At 70.3% G+C, this 18,042-nt stretch carries 21 protein-coding genes; 12 read left to right on the plus strand and 9 right to left on the minus strand.

The features are described from left to right. Positions 1-165 precede the first annotated feature (165 nt). A protein-coding gene (locus tag ACZ2G1_RS11250; RefSeq protein WP_470376661.1) for an IS5 family transposase occupies positions 166-971 on the minus strand; the annotation gives its coding sequence in 2 pieces (ribosomal slippage) (positions 166-632 and positions 632-971; 807 coding nt in all). Between the two features lie 158 nt (positions 972-1,129). On the opposite strand from ACZ2G1_RS11250, the gene ACZ2G1_RS11255 reads away from it, so the two are divergent. The 3 genes from ACZ2G1_RS11255 (at position 1,130) to ACZ2G1_RS11265 (ending at position 4,005) form a co-directional block, all read left to right on the plus strand. Beyond that, positions 1,130-1,630, plus strand: a complete 501-nt coding sequence (locus ACZ2G1_RS11255; RefSeq protein ID WP_470376804.1) for an NlpC/P60 family protein — start codon at positions 1,130-1,132, stop codon at positions 1,628-1,630. A gap of 219 nt (positions 1,631-1,849) precedes the next feature. Continuing rightward, complete coding sequence (locus ACZ2G1_RS11260) at positions 1,850-3,049, plus strand: pyridoxal phosphate-dependent aminotransferase (RefSeq protein WP_470376805.1); 1,200 nt, start codon at positions 1,850-1,852, stop codon at positions 3,047-3,049. After that, positions 3,046-4,005: a 2-hydroxyacid dehydrogenase gene (locus ACZ2G1_RS11265; RefSeq protein ID WP_470376806.1), complete on the plus strand. Its 960-nt coding sequence runs from the start codon at positions 3,046-3,048 to the stop codon at positions 4,003-4,005. Before ACZ2G1_RS11260 ends, ACZ2G1_RS11265 begins: the two co-directional genes overlap by 4 nt. 93 nt (positions 4,006-4,098) lie before the next feature. Here the strand turns inward: ACZ2G1_RS11265 and ACZ2G1_RS11270 are convergent, their stop codons facing one another. Continuing rightward, on the minus strand, positions 4,099-4,881 hold the full coding sequence (locus ACZ2G1_RS11270; protein ID WP_470376807.1) for an SDR family oxidoreductase: 783 nt from the start codon (positions 4,879-4,881) through the stop codon (positions 4,099-4,101). A gap of 134 nt (positions 4,882-5,015) precedes the next feature. Here ACZ2G1_RS11270 and ACZ2G1_RS11275 point away from each other — a divergent pair, with 134 nt between their 5' ends. The 3 genes from ACZ2G1_RS11275 to ACZ2G1_RS11285 all read left to right on the plus strand — a co-directional run bounded on the left by ACZ2G1_RS11275 (position 5,016) and on the right by ACZ2G1_RS11285 (position 7,556). Then, positions 5,016-5,966, plus strand: a complete 951-nt coding sequence (locus tag ACZ2G1_RS11275; protein ID WP_109221509.1) for a helix-turn-helix domain-containing protein — start codon at positions 5,016-5,018, stop codon at positions 5,964-5,966. A gap of 194 nt (positions 5,967-6,160) precedes the next feature. After that, complete coding sequence (locus ACZ2G1_RS11280) at positions 6,161-6,427, plus strand: hypothetical protein (protein WP_470376808.1); 267 nt, start codon at positions 6,161-6,163, stop codon at positions 6,425-6,427. Between the two features lie 223 nt (positions 6,428-6,650). Further along, entirely contained in the window at positions 6,651-7,556 is a 906-nt protein-coding gene (locus tag ACZ2G1_RS11285) for an endonuclease/exonuclease/phosphatase family protein (protein ID WP_470376809.1), read from the plus strand. A gap of 144 nt (positions 7,557-7,700) precedes the next feature. On the opposite strand, the gene ACZ2G1_RS11290 is transcribed toward ACZ2G1_RS11285, so the two are convergent. Beyond that, a complete protein-coding gene (locus ACZ2G1_RS11290) occupies positions 7,701-7,970 on the minus strand; it encodes a hypothetical protein (RefSeq protein ID WP_255250869.1) in 270 nt (89 codons plus the stop codon). A gap of 188 nt (positions 7,971-8,158) precedes the next feature. Beyond that, positions 8,159-8,923: a nuclease-related domain-containing protein gene (locus ACZ2G1_RS11295; RefSeq protein ID WP_470376810.1), complete on the minus strand. Its 765-nt coding sequence runs from the start codon at positions 8,921-8,923 to the stop codon at positions 8,159-8,161. Positions 8,924-9,360: 437 nt separating this feature from the next. Here ACZ2G1_RS11295 and ACZ2G1_RS11300 point away from each other — a divergent pair, with 437 nt between their 5' ends. The 3 genes from ACZ2G1_RS11300 (at position 9,361) to ACZ2G1_RS11310 (ending at position 12,097) form a co-directional block, all read left to right on the plus strand. Next, on the plus strand, positions 9,361-10,107 hold the full coding sequence (locus ACZ2G1_RS11300) for a hypothetical protein (protein WP_109244028.1): 747 nt from the start codon (positions 9,361-9,363) through the stop codon (positions 10,105-10,107). A gap of 19 nt (positions 10,108-10,126) precedes the next feature. Beyond that, positions 10,127-10,597, plus strand: a complete 471-nt coding sequence (locus ACZ2G1_RS11305; RefSeq protein ID WP_146200259.1) for a hypothetical protein — start codon at positions 10,127-10,129, stop codon at positions 10,595-10,597. Positions 10,598-10,924: 327 nt separating this feature from the next. After that, positions 10,925-12,097, plus strand: coding sequence for a thermonuclease family protein (locus tag ACZ2G1_RS11310; protein WP_470376811.1), 1,173 nt, complete (start codon positions 10,925-10,927; stop codon positions 12,095-12,097). A 160-nt stretch (positions 12,098-12,257) separates the two neighbouring features. Here ACZ2G1_RS11310 and ACZ2G1_RS11315 read toward each other — a convergent pair whose 3' ends face one another. Further along, positions 12,258-12,782, minus strand: a complete 525-nt coding sequence (locus ACZ2G1_RS11315) for an Abi family protein (RefSeq protein WP_470376812.1) — start codon at positions 12,780-12,782, stop codon at positions 12,258-12,260. Continuing rightward, positions 12,730-13,122, minus strand: a complete 393-nt coding sequence (locus tag ACZ2G1_RS11320; RefSeq protein ID WP_470376813.1) for an Abi family protein — start codon at positions 13,120-13,122, stop codon at positions 12,730-12,732. The genes ACZ2G1_RS11315 and ACZ2G1_RS11320 overlap by 53 nt, the downstream gene beginning before the upstream one ends. Positions 13,123-13,647: 525 nt before the next feature. On the opposite strand from ACZ2G1_RS11320, the gene ACZ2G1_RS11325 reads away from it, so the two are divergent. Together ACZ2G1_RS11325 and ACZ2G1_RS11330 are read left to right on the plus strand one after the other, a co-directional pair. Next, positions 13,648-14,076 carry a DUF1801 domain-containing protein gene (locus ACZ2G1_RS11325; RefSeq protein WP_017834932.1) on the plus strand — a complete coding sequence of 143 codons (429 nt, stop codon included), beginning with the start codon at positions 13,648-13,650 and terminating at the stop codon, positions 14,074-14,076. 155 nt (positions 14,077-14,231) lie between these two features. Further along, positions 14,232-14,558, plus strand: coding sequence for a GYD domain-containing protein (locus ACZ2G1_RS11330; RefSeq protein WP_095650127.1), 327 nt, complete (start codon positions 14,232-14,234; stop codon positions 14,556-14,558). A gap of 47 nt (positions 14,559-14,605) precedes the next feature. On the opposite strand, the gene ACZ2G1_RS11335 is transcribed toward ACZ2G1_RS11330, so the two are convergent. Then, complete coding sequence (locus tag ACZ2G1_RS11335) at positions 14,606-15,556, minus strand: intradiol ring-cleavage dioxygenase (RefSeq protein ID WP_470376814.1); 951 nt, start codon at positions 15,554-15,556, stop codon at positions 14,606-14,608. A gap of 293 nt (positions 15,557-15,849) precedes the next feature. Here ACZ2G1_RS11335 and ACZ2G1_RS11340 point away from each other — a divergent pair, with 293 nt between their 5' ends. Next, a complete protein-coding gene (locus ACZ2G1_RS11340) occupies positions 15,850-16,353 on the plus strand; it encodes an SRPBCC family protein (RefSeq protein WP_095650125.1) in 504 nt (167 codons plus the stop codon). Positions 16,354-16,384: 31 nt separating this feature from the next. Here the strand turns inward: ACZ2G1_RS11340 and ACZ2G1_RS11345 are convergent, their stop codons facing one another. Together ACZ2G1_RS11345 and ACZ2G1_RS11350 are read right to left on the minus strand one after the other, a co-directional pair. Further along, complete coding sequence (locus tag ACZ2G1_RS11345; protein ID WP_126346708.1) at positions 16,385-17,413, minus strand: FAD-dependent monooxygenase; 1,029 nt, start codon at positions 17,411-17,413, stop codon at positions 16,385-16,387. A gap of 69 nt (positions 17,414-17,482) precedes the next feature. Then, a complete protein-coding gene (locus ACZ2G1_RS11350; protein WP_095650123.1) occupies positions 17,483-17,860 on the minus strand; it encodes a TIR domain-containing protein in 378 nt (125 codons plus the stop codon). Positions 17,861-18,042 lie beyond the last annotated feature (182 nt).

The raw sequence follows: 18,042 nt of genomic DNA on the forward strand, positions 1-18,042 counted from the left end.
ATCTTTCGATTAGTGTTCTCTTCGTGCCGGTCGCCTCACCGATCGGTATCCCTGTGCACATCGCCGAATTCTGCCGGTGCCCGGGGCCCCCAGACATATCGCTCGGCAGAAGCGGGGGAACCATGAACGGTCCCTCCCCCGGGACCTAGGGGTTAAGAACTTGTTTCATAATGCGGTGAGGCGTCTGTGGCAGATCAGCGCGCAGGCCAGTTGCAGCAGTCCGAGATGGAGGTCGGCCCGGCGTTCCCACCGAGTCCGGAGTCGCTTGTAGGAGTGCAACCAGGCGAAGCCGCGCTCCACCACCCAGCGATGCCGGCCCAGCCCGGAACCATGGGCGACGCCTCGACGGGCGATGCGCGGAGTGATCCCGCGGGCGCGCAGCAGCCGCCGGTACTTGTCGTGGTCATAGCCACGGTCCGCGAACAGTTCCCGGGGCTTGCGGCGGGGCCGACCACGCAACCCGCGGATCGGCGGAATCGAGTCGACCAGGGGCAACAGCTGGGTGACGTCGTTGCGGTTGCCGCCGGTGAGGGTGACCTGTAGCGGGATGCCGTTCGCCTCAACGATCAGGTGGTGCTTGGAACCGGGCCGGCCGCGATCGACGGGGCTGGGCCCGATGTGGTCCCCCCTTTGAGGGCCCGCACGTGCGAGCCGTCCACAGCGCACCGGTCTAGGTCCAGTGCCCCGGCCGCGCGCAGCTCAGCCAACAGCACTTCGTGTACCGCCGGCCACACTCCGGCCTCGGTCCAGTCCCTCATGCGCCGCCAGCAGGTCACTCCGGAGACGCCGAGCAGGTCCCGGGGCAGCTGGTTCCAGCCGAGCCCGGTCTTGAGCACGAACACGATCCCGGCCAGAGCTGTCCGGTCATCGGCGGGCTTGCGCCCTGGGTGCTGGTGGCGCCGGGGTGGGCGTGGTGGCAGCAACGGCTCGACTCGCTCCCACAGCGAGTCCGGTACGAGATCCCCCATCATGCCCACCAGGGTCACCGAGGACCCCGTCAGCACTCAAGGGCTACGTCGAACTCATTATGAAATGACCTCTAAGTCGTCAGGGCCCCCGCCCTGACGACCGGGTGTCTCCCACCCGCATCCGACAGCTCACCTCGCAGGCAAGAGGGAGGACATCACTCATGCCCGTTTTCCAGTCCCGCATGCCCCGCCACCGCGCCCAGAGCTCGTTCCGCCTCGGACGCACCGCGATCCTGGCGGTCGCCGGCGGCGCCCTGGCGCTCAGCAGCGTGGCCCCGGCCCAGGCCGCCCCCGCCGCAGCCCCCCAGCAGCTCGTCAGCATCCAGTCCCAGTCCGGCAAGGCCGCGACCATCGCCGCCGCCGCCAAGAACCAGCTCGGCGTGGGCCAGGACTGCACCGCCCTGGTCACCAAGTCCCTGCGCGCGGCCGGGATCAACCACCACGGGTGGCCGGCCTCCTACCTGAAGCTCGGCACCCGGGTCTCCGCCGCCCAGGCCCAGCCCGGTGACCTGGTCTACTACGCCAACGGCGGCATGGGTTTCGCCCACATCGCCGTGTACATCGGCGGCGGCAAGGCCGTCCACGGCGGCTGGAACGGCAACCAGACGGTCATCCAGACCGTCAACGTCGGCTCCGGCCCCGTCTACCTCCGCGTGCGCTGACCCCACGCACCTGAGCGGGGAGTGCGGTTCCCGGCCGTCCCGATGGGAACCGCACTCCCGAGTCCCACGGGGACGACCTCTGGACGCGGGAGTCCTCGCGGCGATGTCCACGGTGCGAATCCATCTGAGGATCACCCTTCCCAGCCAGATGCATGGCTCGTAGGCTCGACCCGGATCCGCCGGAGGATCGATCGCCAACTCGACGAGGAGTGGGACAGCATGCGCCAACTCGCGCACCGGCTCGAACGGCTGGGCACCGAAACCGCCTTCAGCGTCGCCCAGGCCGCGGCCGCCTGGACGGCGAAGGGGAACCGCGTGTACCCCTTCCACCTCGGCGACATCAACATCCCGACGGCCCCGCACATCATCGAGGCGATGGACCGGGCCATCGCCGACGGCCACACGGGCTACTGCCCCGGCCCCGGCATTCCGCAGCTGCGCGAGGCCCTCGCCGAGGACCTCGGATCGCGTCGCGGCATCGACCTCAGTCCCGAGAACATCGTGGTGATGACGGGCGGCAAGCCCGTCATCACGAAGTTCCTGCAGGCGGTCATGAACCCCGGCGACGAGGTGCTCTACCCGAACCCCGGCTTCCCGATCTACGAGTCCCAGATCGAGTACCTCGGGGGCACGTCGGTGCCGTACCGCTATCTCCCCACGGAGGACGGCTTCGCGATCGACCTCGACCAGGTGCGCGCGTCGATCACCCCGAGCACGGTCGCCATCATCTACAACGACCTGCAGAACCCCATCTCGGCCGAGTCGACGGCGGCCGAGCGCGAGGCCGTCGCGCAAATCGCCCAGGAGCACGATCTCTGGGTGCTCTCCGACGAGGCCTACTTCGAGACGCGCTACGAAGGGGTCTCGAACTCGATCGCGTCGCTCCCCGGCATGGCCCAGCGCACCGTCATCCTCTACACGTTCAGCAAGAAGTTCGCGATGACCGGCTCCCGCCTCGGCTGCGCCGTCGCGCCGCCAGAGATCGCCACGGTGCTCGGCACCCTCAACACCAACGACGAGTCGTGCACCACGCACTACGTGCAGTGGGCCGGCATCGAAGCACTCCGCGGCCCCCAGGAACCCGTGCAGCAGACGCTCGACATCCTGCGCGAGCGCCGGGACGCCGCATGCGAGTTGGTGAACGCCATCCCCGGCATGCACGTGGCCGTACCGCAGTCGACGTTCTACCTGTTCCCCGACGTCACCCAGACCATGGAGAGCATGGGCTACACGGCAGTCGGTGACTTCGCCACGGCAGCGCTGCACCAGACCGGCGTCTCCTTCTGCACGCGTGAGCACTTCGGCCGGCGCCAGCCCGACGAGGACCGGCAGTACATTCGGCTCGCCTACTCGGGCATCGACGTCGCCGACATCCGCGAGGGCCTCGGCCGCCTGCGCGAGTGGATCGAGACGGCATGAGCCGGGTCGTCGTCACGGGACGGGTGCCCGACGCCGCGGTCGAAAAGCTCCGCGCCGCCCACGAGGTCGAGATGTGGCCGGATCCGGAGCCGATCGGCCGCGAGGAGCTCCTGCGCCGGGTGGCCGGGGCGGATGCCGTCGTGAGTCTGCTCACTGAGCGCATCGACGCCGAGCTGCTCGACGCCGCCGGCCCGCAGCTCAAGGTGGTCGCGAACGTCGCCGTCGGCTACGACAACATCGACGTGCCCGCCTGCAGCGAACGCGACGTCGTGGCGACCAACACCCCCGGCGTGCTCACGGACGCCACCGCCGACATCGCCTTCGGTCTGATCCTCATGGCGACCCGTCGGCTCGGCGAGGGGGAACGGCTCATCCGCTCCGGCCAGGACTGGAAGTGGGGCATGTTCTTCCTGCTCGGCAGCAGCCTGCAGGGCAAGACCCTCGGCGTCGTCGGCATGGGCGCCATCGGTCAGGCGACCGCGCGGCGGGCCAAGGCCTTCGGCATGGAGATCGTCTACCAGTCGCGCAGCGAGATCGATCCCGGGATCGCCGCCGAGCTGGGCGCCCGGCGGGTCGATCTCGACGAGCTGCTGAGCGTCTCCGACGTCGTGTCGCTGCACTGTCCTTATGGGCCCGCCACGCACCATCTGATTGGCGCCGAGCAGCTGGCGGCGATGAAGAACTCGGCGTACCTCGTCAACACCGCGCGCGGACCGATCGTCGACGAAGCGGCGCTCGCGGCCGCCCTCCGCGAGGGCCGGATCGCGGGCGCCGGACTGGATGTCTACGAGCACGAGCCCCAGGTGCATCCCGAGCTGCTGGAGCTCGACAACGTGGTGCTGGTACCGCATCTGGGCTCCGCCACGGTGGAGACACGCACCGCCATGGCGGTGCTCGCCGCCGACAACGTGCTCGCCGTGCTCGGCGGGCAACGGCCGCCGACACCGATCGGGTAGCAGCAGGGCGGCCGGTTCCACCTCGAGCGGCGTGGGATTCCGGTGCCACGTCCCCGGCAGGACGGCTACGGCGGTGACGCAGGCGGCCGTCCCTCACAAGGCGTTGCTGAGCCAGTCCTCGAACCGGGCCGGGGCGGTCGTGAAGTCCCCCTGGGGCAGGAGGCCGCCGTTGCCCAGGGCGGTGAACGGCATCGGCACCCGGAGGATCTTCCGGCGTCCTCCTCGGTGCTGGTCGATCGCACGGGCCAGCTCCGCCATGTCGCGGACCTCGGGGCCGGCGATGACGGCGTCGTCGGAGGTCGCGGTGCCGCCAGGCTCCAGGGCACGGTCGGCGACGAACGCGGCGGCCTCGTCGGCGGCCAGCGGTCGGGAGCGCATCCCGGGTACCGCGGAGAGCGGGCCGATGCGCAGCTGCGACAGCAGGGTCTCGGCCAGTTCGTACCACTGCGCCGAGGCCACGAACACGACCGGGACGGGTCCGGCACGGTAGGTCTGCTCCTGGGCGGCCTTGCCCGCGTAGTAGCCCATCCACCGGTGCACCTCGGGTTCCCTCGCGTTGAGGATGGTGACGCACACGATTCGGGACACCCCTGCTCGCTGTGCCGCCGCCTGCACGTTGCGTGCGGTGGTGGTGAAGAAATCGACGGCGCGCTTGCGGGACAGTGTCGCCAAGTGGAGGCAGTCCACCACGGTGGAGACCCCCTCGAACGCGGCGTCCAGGCCTTCGCCGGAACAGACGTCGATGCCTTGCCCGCGGGAGACCTCGACGACGTCGACCCCGCGCTCGCGCAGCTGTGCCACCACCCGTGCGCCCAGTTGCCCGGTCGCTCCCAGGACCGCCACCTTCCGGCGCTCGCCCTCGCCCGTGCTCTCCATGGCCCACCGTCCTCTTCCCGCCGTCCGTGCCTCAGTGCTGCTGGCCTCGATTCTCCTCGCGTGCCCTCCCCGCCGCGACTGTCAGTTTTCGGACTTCCGTCGACTTCCTGCCGGTCCACTGGAAGCATGAACCCATGATCAGCAACGTGGCCGTCATCGTGTTCGACGAGGTCTCCCCCTTCGAGCTCGGGGTGGCCTGCGAGGCCTGGGCGATCGACCGCTCGGGCGACGGCCTGCCCGTCATGGACTTCGCTGTATGCAGCCCCGATGGGCGGCCGGTCCGCACGATCGCCGGCTTCGACCTGGCGGTCCAGCACGGCCTCGACCGGGTGGCTGCGGCGGATCTCGTGGTCCTCCCGGCCATGTCCCGGGACATCCCGGTCCCGGCCGAGGTGATCCACGCGCTGCGCGCGGCCCACGACCGTGGCGCCCGGCTCCTGTCCATCTGCTCGGGCGCCTTCGTGCTGGGGGCCGCCGGACTGCTCGACGGCCGCCGCTGCACCACCCACTGGATGCACACCGCGGAGCTGGCCGAGCGCTTCCCCGCCGCGCAGGTGGTGCCCGAGGTCCTCTACGTGGAGGACGGCAGCATCCTCACCAGCGCCGGCACCGCGGCGGGCCTCGACGCTTGTCTCCACCTGTGGCGCCAGGAGTTCGGCTCGGCGGCGGCCAACACCGTGGCACGGCGCATGGTGGTGCCGCCGCAGCGCCAGGGCGGGCAGGCCCAGTTCATCAAGGACCCGGTCCCCGAGCGCCGGGCCGAGACGCTGGACCCGCTGCTCACCTGGATCGTGGGACACCTCGACGAGCCGCTCGACGTCGACGCCCTGGCCCGGCGCGCCGCCATGTCACCGCGCACCTTCGCCCGCCGCTTCCGCGACGAGACGGGCACCACCCCGCACGCCTGGATCACCGCGCGGCGCCTGCACCGGGCCGAGCAGCTCCTCGAGGAGACCGATCTGCCCGTCGAGCGCATCGCCGCGGACGTGGGCTTCGGCAACGCGGCCACCCTGCGCCACCACTTCACCCGGATCCGCCGGCTCAGCCCGCAGCAGTACCGCCGCCGCTTCGCGACCACCTCCTGAGCACCGCTTTTTGAGCACCTCGGCCGCGAGAGCGCGGCCGACGAGCTCCGTCATGGCCGCGATCTCGAACAAGCGTTCCGCTCATCCGGGACTCCGCGGCAGAGCGCCTACAAAGTTGGCAGAAAATGACCGGAGGTAGTCATTTCTGCCACTCGTGCGAGAGACTCCGGCCGACGAGGCTTGTCAGCGTGAGGGTGAGCCGGATCGACCGGCACACCGCAGGCAAGGAGCTCATCATGATCTCGTTCGTGTTCCTGGTGCTGGCCGCAGCCGCTGTGCTGTCGGTGTACACAGTGATCGGCCGCCTGGCCGTTCCCCCGGAGGAGCGGGCGCCGTGGCGCGACCTCGGGTGGGACGGCTGGATTCACACGCTGCGGCGCAGCCTGGCCTTCCTGGGCGACCCGGTCGCCACGCAGGATGATCCGCACTCGGCGACGCCGTCGGGCATCGGAGCCCGATGAGCGGTCAGCCCGGCCGCGCCGCTCATCAACCCGCCGTGCTTTTGGTCTGAACCAATCCATTGACGGACAAATTGGTCTAGTCCAAGATGAACGAGTGGCATAGATCACTTGTCCGGAGCCCGAAAAGGACCCTCGTGATGCTCGCACCGGGAAGCCCCGGCATGCCGCCGCCCTGTCCATCGCTCCCTGAGATGGCGCCGCCCCACCACGAGGAGAACTCACCATGTTGAAGAAACTGCTGACCACGGGTTCCGTTGCAGCCCTGATCACCGGCAGCACCCTGCTCGGCGCCGGACCGGCCCTCGCCGCCCCCTCGAAGGCCGGCGAGAAGAGCACCGAGGTGACCGTGATGTCCTTCAACATCCACTACGGCGCGGACGGTGACAACCAGTTCGACCTCGAGCGCACAGCGTCGGTGATCGAGGATTCCGGCGCCGAGATCATCGGCCTGCAGGAGGTGGACAACCACTGGGGCTCACGCAGTGAGTTCCTGGACGAGGCGGAGTGGCTCGCCGAGCGGCTCGACATGCACGTCGTATACGGCGCCAATCTGGACGAACCACCGCTGCCCGGCGATGTGGACAACCGCCAGTACGGCAACGCCATCCTCAGCGAATACCCGATCATCTCCTCGGAGAACCACCTCCTGACGAACATCGACTACGAGGAGCGGCCCACCGAGCAGCGAGGTCTGCTCGAAGCCGTGGTGAACGTCCGCGGCAATCACGTCGCCTTCTACAGCACGCACCTGGACTTCCAGCGCGAGGAACAGCGCGCACTGCAGGTCGAGGAGATTCTCGACATCACCGGTGCCAGCGAGCGACCGGCGGTCATCGTGGGAGACCTCAATGCCGAACCGGACGCCCCGGAACTGCAGCCCCTGTTCTCGGTGTTCACCGACACCTTCGCCGCCCTCGGACAGGGCGACGACTACACCTTCGGCCCCGACCTCGAAGGCCTCCCCGGCAGCGGCTCCGTGGAGAACCCCAGCCTGCGCATCGACTACATCCTGACCGCGCGGGGAGCCACCGCCACCTCGGCGGAGGTCATCCGGACCACGGCGTCCGACCACCTGCCCATCGTGGCCGAACTGTCGATCACGAAGACTTCCAACGGCAAGGTCAAGTAGCGGCCATGGGTCATCTGCCTGGTTCGCGCCTCGGTGCTGGTCGGAGTCCTGACAGCCGATAGCGCCGAGGCAACAATCACGGGTGCCGGGGTCCTGAGGAGATCAGGACCCCGGCATCAGCTCGAAAGAGAAGAGTCCGGTGCCTCAGGGGGTCCAGCCGAGGACCGCTTCCCCGAACGTCATGACGCCGAACCACGTCGCGACGGCCACCAGGGGAACCAGGAGCACCAGGTAGGACCGGCGCTGCACCAGCCGCACCCCGATGTAGGTGAGCAGCACCCACCAGACGCCCAGGAGCACGATGGCCCACAGCGGAGCCATCAGACCGCTGGCCATGTAGAAGAACCCCACCACCAGCTGGGCCAGGGCCGCGATCACCACAGCCACCACGAACAACGGCGTCGTCGTTCTCATAGGAGAACTGTGCGCCTCGGGACAGCCACCGGCAAGAGGGCACCCGACTCTTCGCCAAGTCGCCGAGGCATGACGGCGGTGGGACCCGGTCGAGAGGATGGCCCACGGCCCTGCCGCCCGTACGAAGGTCGGAAGGACGCTCCTTCGACCGCGCTGTGCTGCTCCCCTGACCGCAGTCCTTCCGCCCCTCAGGAGAGTCCTACGTTGAGCAGTGCCGCCAAGAGGTCCGAGCCGTAGCTGACGGCGGCTGCACCACCCCCGACGATCAACCCGAGGCCCCACAGCCCGCGGCGGCGTCGCGCGCTCCGCACGGTGTGCCGCAGCTCCGCGAAGCGCTCCTGCAGCGCGACCGGGTCCTCGGGCGGCGCGGGATGGTGGTGCCAGGTCCCCGGAACCACGGCTGCGGCAGCGATCCGGGCAATCCGCTCGGGAGCCAGGACGGGACGACGACGCTTCAGCCAGCGCAGCAGCTCACGATCGGTGACAACTCTGACGTCGGCGGGACGCTGTTTGATCGTCAGCTTTCCCGGCTCGATCAGCACCAGCACCGGGGTGACCGACACCGACTCCCCCACCGCCGCGCTCAGCCGCCTCGCCACTCGGGCCGCCTCGTGCCGGGCGTGGGGCAGGTAGTGCTGCTTGTGCCCGTCGACCAGGATCGCGCGCTCGCCGATCCAGACATTTCTGCCCGCGTGGTTCTTCGTGTTGAGCGTGAACACGCCTGCCGGGCCGATCAGCACGTGGTCGATGTCCGAGACCCCGGCGCCGACCGGAACGGCGTGGAGCACCGTCCATTCCGGGCCCAGGCGGCCGAGGATCTGCCCGACCGCGATCTCTCCGAGCGCCCCTTGGAACCAGGGCCGGCTGTCGGCGCTGAGCGGGCTGGCTCCGGCCAGACGTCGCCACCACGACCGGGGCGGATCTCCGTCATGGATCCGCAGCGTCTCGGCCATCACCGCCTGGCCTGCTCGTCGGTTCGCCAGACTCGACTCCGGCATCGGGGCTCGGGCCTCCGCCGGCGGCCCGAGCAGCCGGAAGGTGGCGAACCCCGTGGTCCGGATGGGCGCAGGAGGTGGCAGCGCAGGGTCGACGGAGGGCGTCATGATGGTCAGCTTTCGAACGGGACGAGAAGGTCTCCCTGCATCTCATGTCTTTGCTTTAGTACACGGCAAGTGGCAGCGCCTTCGTTCCGTTGTGTGACGCCATCAGCACCCGCAGCGCGACCCCCTGCTCCGCAGCACCTCGGCGCAGGCCAGCATGTTACGACCGACGAGATACTTCCGCGTCGTGGTGCCTCCCTCCTTTCGGATGATGTCGATTGCAAACACAGTGGATAGCGTCAGCGTCATCCACGACGGTCACAGGGTCGTCCCGGCGCAAGGAGTGGTCCATGAGGCTCAGAAGCATCACCACAGGAACGATCGCCACCGTCCTGGCGGTGGGTCTGCTGGGCACTCCAGCAGCCGCCACCAGGATCGAGACCCCGATTCCTGCACCGGAGATCGGCCAGGAGTTCGCCGAGGTGTCCTTCGCCGTGGTCGGCGACATGGACGTGGCGGTCGGCGAGACCGTGGAGGCCACCGACCTGGAAAAGGTCGGCGTAGAGGATGGGGTCGCCGAGGCGGTGCTCGAGGAGCCGGAGACGGTGCCCGAACTGCTGCTGCCGGAGGAGGCCGCTCTGCCATCGGATCAGCCCGTTCTGCAGTCTCAGCAGCACTTCGTGGCCTCGACAGTCGCGGCTCCCCGGGTGATGGTGGCCGCCGCCAACGCGCCCGTGCTCTACAGCTGGCTGGATCGTGACAGCAGGACCGTGACGTTGCGCAGCAACATCAACACCAAGATCGTGAACACCCACAACGTCAACTACCGGGTCGCGCGAGCTACGACGAAGTATCCCCAGTACAAGTGGTTCGTCTCCGGCTCCAAGTACAACTACAGCACCCCGGTGAACGAAGTCAGGTGCTCCGGCATCCTGTGGTGGCGCACGTGCAAGGTGGTGCGAACGGTCACGGTGATGGCGGGGGTGGATTTCCGCACCAACACCAGTGACGGCCGCCCCTTCGGAGTGACGACGACGTACTGTCAGGGATACGCAGGAGCGTGCCCTGACTTCGTGAAGAACGCTCTGAACATCTGAGGGGTTGATGGACGTGACCGTGACCGGTGGAACCTTCCTGCACGAGCTGTCCATGGTCGAACGCGCCCAACACCACAGCCTCATCACCGGCGTCACGCTGGCCCAGGAGACCGCCGACGTGCAGTGCGTGACGGGACCGTCGGTGACCGTGCCGCTGACGGCCGGGCGGATTCGCATCGCACAGCTGCTGAGCGAGGTTGCCGGACCCATCACCCCGCCGGCCGCGCAGGATCCCGACACCTACCCGGACACCCCCGCCCCCCAGCAACTGTGGAGCGAACTCCTGGACGACCTAGGTGCTTACCTCCCCGACCTTTCCCACGCCGATCCCGATCTGCAGCTGGTTTCCGTGCACCGGGACGGGGCGACCGCGCGGATCCAGGTCGCCAACAACACTCGGCAGTTCACCCATGGAGTGCCCCTGGACAGCGGGGAGACACCGGCCGCGGTGACGGTCGACATCGCCGCCGCGTTCGCCGCGGCACCGTAGCCGCTGCGCTGAGACCTGGCCTCATTGCCGGTGGCGGTCCTCGCAGCACTCGCGCCGGAGCACGCCACCGGCCAGATCGTGCCGGGGACCATCCGAGATGCAGGAGGCCGCGCGGCGGGAATGACGACATTCCCCAACATCCGCCGGGATCACTGACTCCCCGGGCACCGTCGAGGACCGCGCCGACGACGGCAGCCCCGTCCCCACGGCCCCTCCTGCTACCGCGCCTGAGCCTGCGGCCGCAGAACTGGGGACACCAGCCTCCCCGGTGATTGCAGATGCATCCATAGGCTGGAGGGGAACTGACGCTTTCCTGACAGGACTCCCGTGGCCCCCTCCTCTCCCACCTTGCTCCGCCTGAGCGCCTCCGCGCTCGTCCTCCTGCTCCTGACCGGCTGCGGCGGGTCGGCGGTCTCCAGCGACACGACGTCGTCGTCGGACGCCGCCTCCACCGAGACCCCCGCCGCCCCGGAACTGCGCGGCGAGCGCGCCGTGGTGGAGCGGGTGATCGACGGCGACACCGTCGACGTCCAGCGGGACGGTGAGGTGGTGCGGGTGCGGCTGCTCAACATCGACACCCCGGAGACCAAGGACCCGAACGAGGTCGTCGAGTGCCTCGGCCCGGAGGCCACCGCGCTGCTGGAGGAGCTCCTGCCGCCGGGCACCGTGGTGGGCCTGGAGTACGACCAGGAGCGCACCGACCGCTACGACCGCACCCTGGCCGGGGTCTTCCTGGAGGACGGCACGCTGGTCAACGCCGAGATCGCCCGCCAGGGCCTGGGCACACCGCTCTACATCGCGCCCAACGGACGGTTCCTGCCGCCCGTCGAGGAGGCCTTCGCCGAGGCCGAGCAGCAGCAGACCGGCCTGCTCGACCCCGCCCACGGCTGCACCATCCCGGCGCAGGTGCAGCAGGCGACGAGCGCGCTCGCCGACGCCGCGCCGGCGGATCTCGCCGATGCGGCCGGCGAGGTCGCGGCCGCCGTCGCGTTCCTGGCGGCCCTCGAGGCGGTCGACGGCGACGCGCACCCGCACATTCGTCACCTGGTCGGGCTGCCGTCGCTCACGAGCGGGATCTCGAGCGTCCGCCAGGACGTCGCGTCTCTCCAGGAGCGTGACGCGGAGCAGCGCCGCGCGGCGGAGGCCAAGGCTGCGGAGCGCAGGGCGGCCGAGGACCAGCGCCGGCAGGCGGAGACCGACGCGGCACGTCAGGCGGAGTCCGCCCGGCAGGCCGAGCTGGACCGCCAGACGGAAGCGGCGCGACAGGCAGCGGCCGACGCCGCGCGCCGGGCGGTCGCACCCGCACCGGCGCCCGCACCGAACCCGGCGCCTGCTCCCGCCCCCGCCCCACGACCCGCCCCTGCGCCGGCACCGAAGCCCGCCCCGAACCCGGGCGCCAACATCGTCAACCAGGCCCCGCCCGGCTACTACGCGGACATCCCCGGTTACACCGGGCCGCGCTGCTACGCGCCGGGCGGGAAGTTCTTCAAGCCCTGCTGATCCCCTGGCTGCAGGTCGCAGGACACCCCAATCGCCAGCCGGTCTCCGCCCGCACCGCATCCATGGTTCAGCGGAACCTTGCCGTGTTGTCGTCAGCTTCGACCTGGCAGTCGAGAATGGCCGCTTTGCCGTGGATAGGGCCGAAGGCCCAGTGATTGCGTCACCTCCCGAGGTGAGCAGTCCAGAACGGGTCCTCCGACCAACCGTCGAACATGCCCATCGCGGGGAGCGGTACCCGTGTGTGCTGCTCGAGCAACTGAACAAGCCGCTGCGCCCAGGTGCTGCGCGGCGACACCGTCGAGAGGACGGTCTGGAGTGACACGAGCACCGGGTAGAGGCGGTGGCGCCGCGCGTCGACTTCGTCCAGGACTGTGCGATCGACCAGCCAGGTGATCGAGGCATCGGCAGGTATCGCGGGGTAGACACCGAGGCCCACGTTCCACAGCCGTCCATGGTGAGCGCACACGTTGCGGACGCGCACATAGGTCTTCCACCACGAGGTCAGGACCGCCTCGTTCAGACCGAGCGAACGGGCGATGGCCGTCCTGGCGCTGCGGGGGGAGATGTTCGAGTACAGGTGGCTCAGCTGCCCGATCGTCAGCATCTCGACCATCACCCAGGACGGCGGCAGCTCAGGGAATCCGTAGGTGATGAGATAGTGCTCCAGCGCCGAAGGATAGGTCATGGCGTCCCAGGCCGGCACGCACTGCCACCTCCACCCGTTCCAGGGCGTCGAGTACCAAGAGGCGCAGTTGTCGGTCGAACACGTACAGGTCGAGGATGTCGTCAAAGGTCGTTCCGGGCCGAAAACGGTGCGATCCGTCGCGGAACTGAAACGGGATCGTGTACGGCGAGAGCCTGTAGTAGCCGATGTGCCGCAGATAGCGCAGGGCACGATCTGGGTCGGGTACTGCCATGCCCCTGTCCGACCACTGTTTCGCCAGTTCGGCGTGCGGCAGCGCCGGCTTGGCGTAGTGGGCGTCTCCCCGCGAGCGGGGCCTGGGCGGAATGCGGCCTCTGGACACGGAACTGATCCTAGTTCCGAACAGAAAAAATCCCCCAGGTGCGCATCGTGGAGAGGCGAGGGGGATCTAGTGCTTCCATCCTAGCTCGGGAGGACGCGACCTGGAAGGCGCAGCCTCGGATTGTCCGGAGGTGGGGGCCGGTGGCGGAAATCAGGATCATCTCTCTGTCGGTCCCGTCGTCAGCGCCCCGATGGCGGTGACCAGGCGTGACCGCACTGTGAAGCGGGGACTTTCCCGCCTCTTGTACAACGTTATTCAGACAGAGTTGGCTAAGACGACGTGGTGACCAACGTTCCGACCACACCTCGTCCGCCCTGGACGACTTCGCCGCACGCCTCGGACGCCGCGCCTGAGCCGTCGGTGACCGGCCGGCGTCGTCGTCGCCCGGGATCCGAGCGGAGTCCGCACCGCGGTGGCCCAGGGCGTGGACCGATACGCACGCAGGCCCCGCGCTGCCGTGTCGGACGGGCCGAGGACCCTGGGGCCTGAGACGATCGACGTCCCAGCGACCCCGAGGAGCCCACCGTGGAGAAGACAGGTCAGCCGGTCGAGGAGTACCTCACCGGGGTCACGCCGGCGAAGCGGCGGGCGGACGCCGAGCGCCTCCTCCCCCTGTTCACCCGGGCCACCGGGCAGCCGGCGGAGATGTGGGGCACCATCGTGGGCTTCGGCCAGTACCACTACAAGTACGCGAGCGGGCACGAGGGCGACGCCCCCGCGGCGGGCTTCGCCGCCCGGAAGGCCGCGACGACGGTCTACGTGTACGACGGCGTCGACGCCCACCGGGAGAACCTGGCGCGCCTGGGCCCGCACACCACCGGAGTGGGCTGCATCTACCTCAGGGATCTCGGCGCGGTGGACCTGGACGTCCTCGAGCAGATCGTCGCCGCCTCGTACGCCAAGCTCGGCGACGGCTTGTGGACGGACCGCGCTCGGGACGGCGCCCCGGACTGAGCGGACGCCGCCTCCACCGACACGGAGGCGACATGAGTCACGGGCCGGCGACGATCCGGGTGATCCCCTGGAGTGCGCCCGTGTGGGGGCCTACGGTCAGCACACGCCTGATCGGAACCGGCCGGACGGACACCACCACACGAGGGGACGAGACGATGCCGCTCTACCTGTCCAAGTTCAGCTACACACCCGAGACCTGGGCGCGGTTGATCGCCCACCCGGAGGACCGTCGCCAGGCCGCCCAGGACTATATCGAATCCGTCGGCGGCAAGCTGCACGGCTTCTGGTACGCGTTCGGCGAGCACGACGGCTACAACCTGTGGGAGGCGCCCGACAACGTGTCCATGGCCGCGGTCGTCCTGGCCATCAGCGGTGGTGGCGCCCTGAGCTCCCGGGAGACCACGGTGCTCATGAGCGTCGAGGACACACTGGAGGCCCTGCGCCGGGCCGAGCAGATCAAGTACCGGTCTCCCGGGACCTGATCCCGTCTGCCAGGGGATCCCCAGAAGCAGACCGACCGCTGGATCGCTCAGCGAGACGGGGGCGGTCCGCCCGACCCTCCCGCCATGCCTCCGCCGGTGGGCGTGGTGGTCGTGTCCACCCCGGCGGTCAGGGTGACGGTGTAGCCCTGGGCGACGCCGCCGGTGACGGCACCCAGCTGGCTGGCCCCGCCGTCATCGCCGAAGACGTTGTCGCTCGCCAGGGTGAGCTGGGCCAGGTTGCTGACGGAGGACTCGTAGCCGGTGGTGGCGTAGACGGCGTCGCACGCGTTCTTCGGCAGGGCGACCTGCGAGGTGGCGATCGCGGTGGTGGAGTCGGTGATGGACGCCTGGTCGGGGTAGACCTCGAAGTGGATGTGCGGCCACCGGCCCGTGTAGCAGGCCGGGAAGATGCTGGTGAAGCGGACCTTCCCGTCGTCGTCGGCGATCTGCACCCCGCGCAGGTAGTTCTCCTCCGTGACGCCCTCGCTGTACATGGAGTAGCGGCCCTCCCGGTCGCAGTGCCAGACGTAGACGGCCACTCCCGCGAACGGCACCCCGCCGTTGGCGAGATCGGCGATGGTCAGCTCCAGCGTCATCGGCACGCCCTCGGCGGTCCCGCCGGCGTCCCCGAAACTGGAGCGCAGGTCGCTGCGCACGATCCCGCTCTGCTCGAGCACGTCGGGACCGTTGGAGCCGTCCCCAGGGTAGGGCCCGGCGGTCTCGTCCGGGATCTCGTCCACCGCCAGGGCCGTGGCCGAGGGCGAAGGAGACGTGGAGGCCGACGACGACGCGCTCGCGCCGCTGCCGCCCGCTCCGGCCACGCAGGCCGCGAGTCCGAAGGCCGAGGCGCCGAGACCGAAGACCGTCAGCACCTTCCGCCGGTTCATCAGGGTGCCGATGTCGAAGCCCAGCCCCTGGTCCACCACCTCCTCCTCGGGGCGCGGCAGCCGGCGGCCCTCGTAGCTGAGCGCCGTCTCGTGCGGGGTGCTGCGGTCCATGGGTCCTCCATCGGTACGGGTCGTCGTCGGCCTCCACGCTAGGAACGGGTGCTGTGCCGGGGCTGAGCCGGGACACAGCACCGCTTTTGCGAATTCATGGACCGGTGCCGGCGCCCGGTCAGCGGGACGCGCGCCGGCCGCGCTCCGCCGGCGACACGCAGCCGCGGCGAGCAACGATCCGGTCTCACCCGGACGGACCCGGCGCCCCGGGGTCCTACCGTGGGAGCACCCGGCCCGTCGCTCCCCCCGGGGTGCCCAGGCCCCGTCACTCGGACACCGCACGGAGGACCACCATGCAGACACTGGGCCGCGCCGAGGACTCCATCCACGTCGAGGCGCCGCCGCGGACGGTCTACGACCTCGTCGCCGACGTCACCCGCACCCCCGAGTACAGTCCCGAGGTCGACGAGGTCGTCTGGCTCGACGACGGCGGACCCCGCGTCGGCGCACGCTTCCGGGCCCGCAACCGGGTGCCGCCCGACTCCCGGTTCCCGTGGCACAACACGCCGATCGTCATGGCCGCCGAGCCCGGCCGGGAGTTCGCCTTCGCCCGCACCGAGCGCTTCGCCGGCACCCTCGTGTGGCGCTACCGGTTCGAGCCGGAGGGCACCGGCACCCGGGTGACGGAGTCCTACGAGATCGCCCGCCCGGTCGGCCGCATCGGCTGGTTCATCATCGGCACCCTGGGCCGGGACCGGGACCGGATGACCACGATGCGCCAGGGTCTGCGGGAGAGCCTGCAGCGGCTCAAGCGCGTGGCCGAGGCCGACGCCGCGTCGTCGTCCTCCGCACCGTGACGGACGGGGTCGGGACCAGCGCCTGACCCGGTCAGCTCAGGCGGGCCGCCGCGGCGACCACGGCGTTGCGCACGGCCAGCCCGTGCCGCGCCGTGCCCACGCGGTTCGCCAGACGGGCCAGACGCACCGTGCGGACGGTAGGCCGGCGGCGTACGGCGTCGTACCGGTGCAGGGCGCCGGGCACGTCGGAGGCCGCGCTCAGCGCCTCGACGAGCGCCGTCGCGTCGAGGAGGGCCTCGCAGGCGCCCCGGCCGAGATTGGGGGCCATGCCGTGGGCGGCGTCGCCGAGGAGCACGGTGTGCCCCCGGACATAGGACGGCAGCGGGGGCACGTCGAGCAGCGTGCGCCGGTCGATCGGGGTGTTCCCGAGGGCGGCCAGGACGCGCCGCACGTCCGGGTGCCAGTCGCCGTAGAGGCGTTGGAGGGCCTGGGCGTCGTCGCGCCCGGACGCGGCGGCGGCGAGCACGTCGGCGCGGACGCTCGCGAACCAGTTGGTGCGCTCGGCGTCGTGCGGGGTGATCCCGAAGAGCCGCGCCGGCCCCCAGGTCTCCGTGGCGCCGTCCGCCGGCCCCGGGACGGTGCCCCGAAGGGCGACCGTCCCCAGCGGCCGCGGGGCGACGCCGAAGAGCGCGGCGCGGACGGGGCTGTGCACGCCGTCCGCGGCGACGACGACGTCGGCCGCGGGCAGGGCACCGCGATCCGTCACTGGGGCGTTCCACGCGATGACGTCCGGGGGCAGGCCCTGGGCCAGCGCCGCCAGGAGCGCCGGCCGGGGGACCAGCCGGGCCGTGCGCCCGGGGCCGAGATGGGCGATCTCGGTGCCGTCCGGCCGGAGGAGCCGCGCACCCCGCTGCTCCACGGACGCGGCCCGGACCTGCTCGCCCACCCCCAGCCGGTCCAGGGCCCGCATCGCCTCGGGCCACATGCCCAGCGCCGTGCCGGTGCCCGGCAGGCCCGAAGACCGCTCGAGCACCCGGACGGACCAGCCCGCGCCGAGCAGGCCGCGGGCCGTGGCCAGGCCGGCGATGCCCGCACCGATGACGACGGCCGATCCGCGCACGGCTCCTCCTGTGGTCGGCGGTCCCGGTCCCGGGACGCGCCCCGGTCGGTCGGGCTGCAGGCGGCCGGGCTACAGGCGGTCCAGGAAGTTCCCGATGTTCTCCCACGTCCAGGACTCGCAGCGCGCCGGGCCCATCTCGGCCGGCTTCTTCCGCGCCTCCGGCTCCACCCACAGGCCCAGCAGCGGCTTGTCCTCAGCCACCGCGCACCGGATCTGCCACCGCGCCGCGTCCGAGTCCGGTGTGCCGCCGCCGATCAGCGCGATCACGCCGTCGCTGCGGCGGATCCGGTCCCGCACGTCCTGCTTCCACGCGTCCGCGCTCGCCCCGTTCCCGGGCGGCTCCACGAACCGCGCCTGGTCCCCGGCCCGGTCCCACTGCGCGGTGAAAAGGTTCCGGAACAGCTCGTCCTGCTCCGCGAACGCCAGAAATACAGTCTTCGGCGCCATTGCCGTCAACTCCCTGCCACATCGAAAGTTTGTCCTAGTGCAAGGCACCATATGCGGTCGGCGCCGTCCGGCGGGCGGGGCCGAGCAACATCCCTTCATGAAGACCTTTGATGTCCCGGTGTGCAGTGCGCGGCCCGAACGCCCTCCGTGCGCTCTGGCCTGCCCGCGGGCGGGGTGGGAAA

Source organism: Kocuria sp. KKT182 (genome assembly GCF_055635395.1).

Coding starts and splice junctions, on each gene's coding strand:
- ACZ2G1_RS11255 (WP_470376804.1), top strand. CDS start 1,130: ATGCCCGTTTTCCAGTCCCGCATGCCCCGCCACCGCGCCCAGAGCTCG.
- ACZ2G1_RS11260 (WP_470376805.1), top strand. CDS start 1,850: ATGCGCCAACTCGCGCACCGGCTCGAACGGCTGGGCACCGAAACCGCC.
- ACZ2G1_RS11265 (WP_470376806.1), top strand. CDS start 3,046: ATGAGCCGGGTCGTCGTCACGGGACGGGTGCCCGACGCCGCGGTCGAA.
- ACZ2G1_RS11270 (WP_470376807.1), bottom strand. CDS start 4,881: ATGGAGAGCACGGGCGAGGGCGAGCGCCGGAAGGTGGCGGTCCTGGGA.
- ACZ2G1_RS11275 (WP_109221509.1), top strand. CDS start 5,016: ATGATCAGCAACGTGGCCGTCATCGTGTTCGACGAGGTCTCCCCCTTC.
- ACZ2G1_RS11285 (WP_470376809.1), top strand. CDS start 6,651: ATGTTGAAGAAACTGCTGACCACGGGTTCCGTTGCAGCCCTGATCACC.
- ACZ2G1_RS11290 (WP_255250869.1), bottom strand. CDS start 7,970: ATGAGAACGACGACGCCGTTGTTCGTGGTGGCTGTGGTGATCGCGGCC.
- ACZ2G1_RS11295 (WP_470376810.1), bottom strand. CDS start 8,923: ATGGCCGAGACGCTGCGGATCCATGACGGAGATCCGCCCCGGTCGTGG.
- ACZ2G1_RS11300 (WP_109244028.1), top strand. CDS start 9,361: ATGAGGCTCAGAAGCATCACCACAGGAACGATCGCCACCGTCCTGGCG.
- ACZ2G1_RS11315 (WP_470376812.1), bottom strand. CDS start 12,782: ATGACCTATCCTTCGGCGCTGGAGCACTATCTCATCACCTACGGATTC.
- ACZ2G1_RS11330 (WP_095650127.1), top strand. CDS start 14,232: ATGCCGCTCTACCTGTCCAAGTTCAGCTACACACCCGAGACCTGGGCG.
- ACZ2G1_RS11335 (WP_470376814.1), bottom strand. CDS start 15,556: ATGGACCGCAGCACCCCGCACGAGACGGCGCTCAGCTACGAGGGCCGC.
- ACZ2G1_RS11340 (WP_095650125.1), top strand. CDS start 15,850: ATGCAGACACTGGGCCGCGCCGAGGACTCCATCCACGTCGAGGCGCCG.
- ACZ2G1_RS11350 (WP_095650123.1), bottom strand. CDS start 17,860: ATGGCGCCGAAGACTGTATTTCTGGCGTTCGCGGAGCAGGACGAGCTG.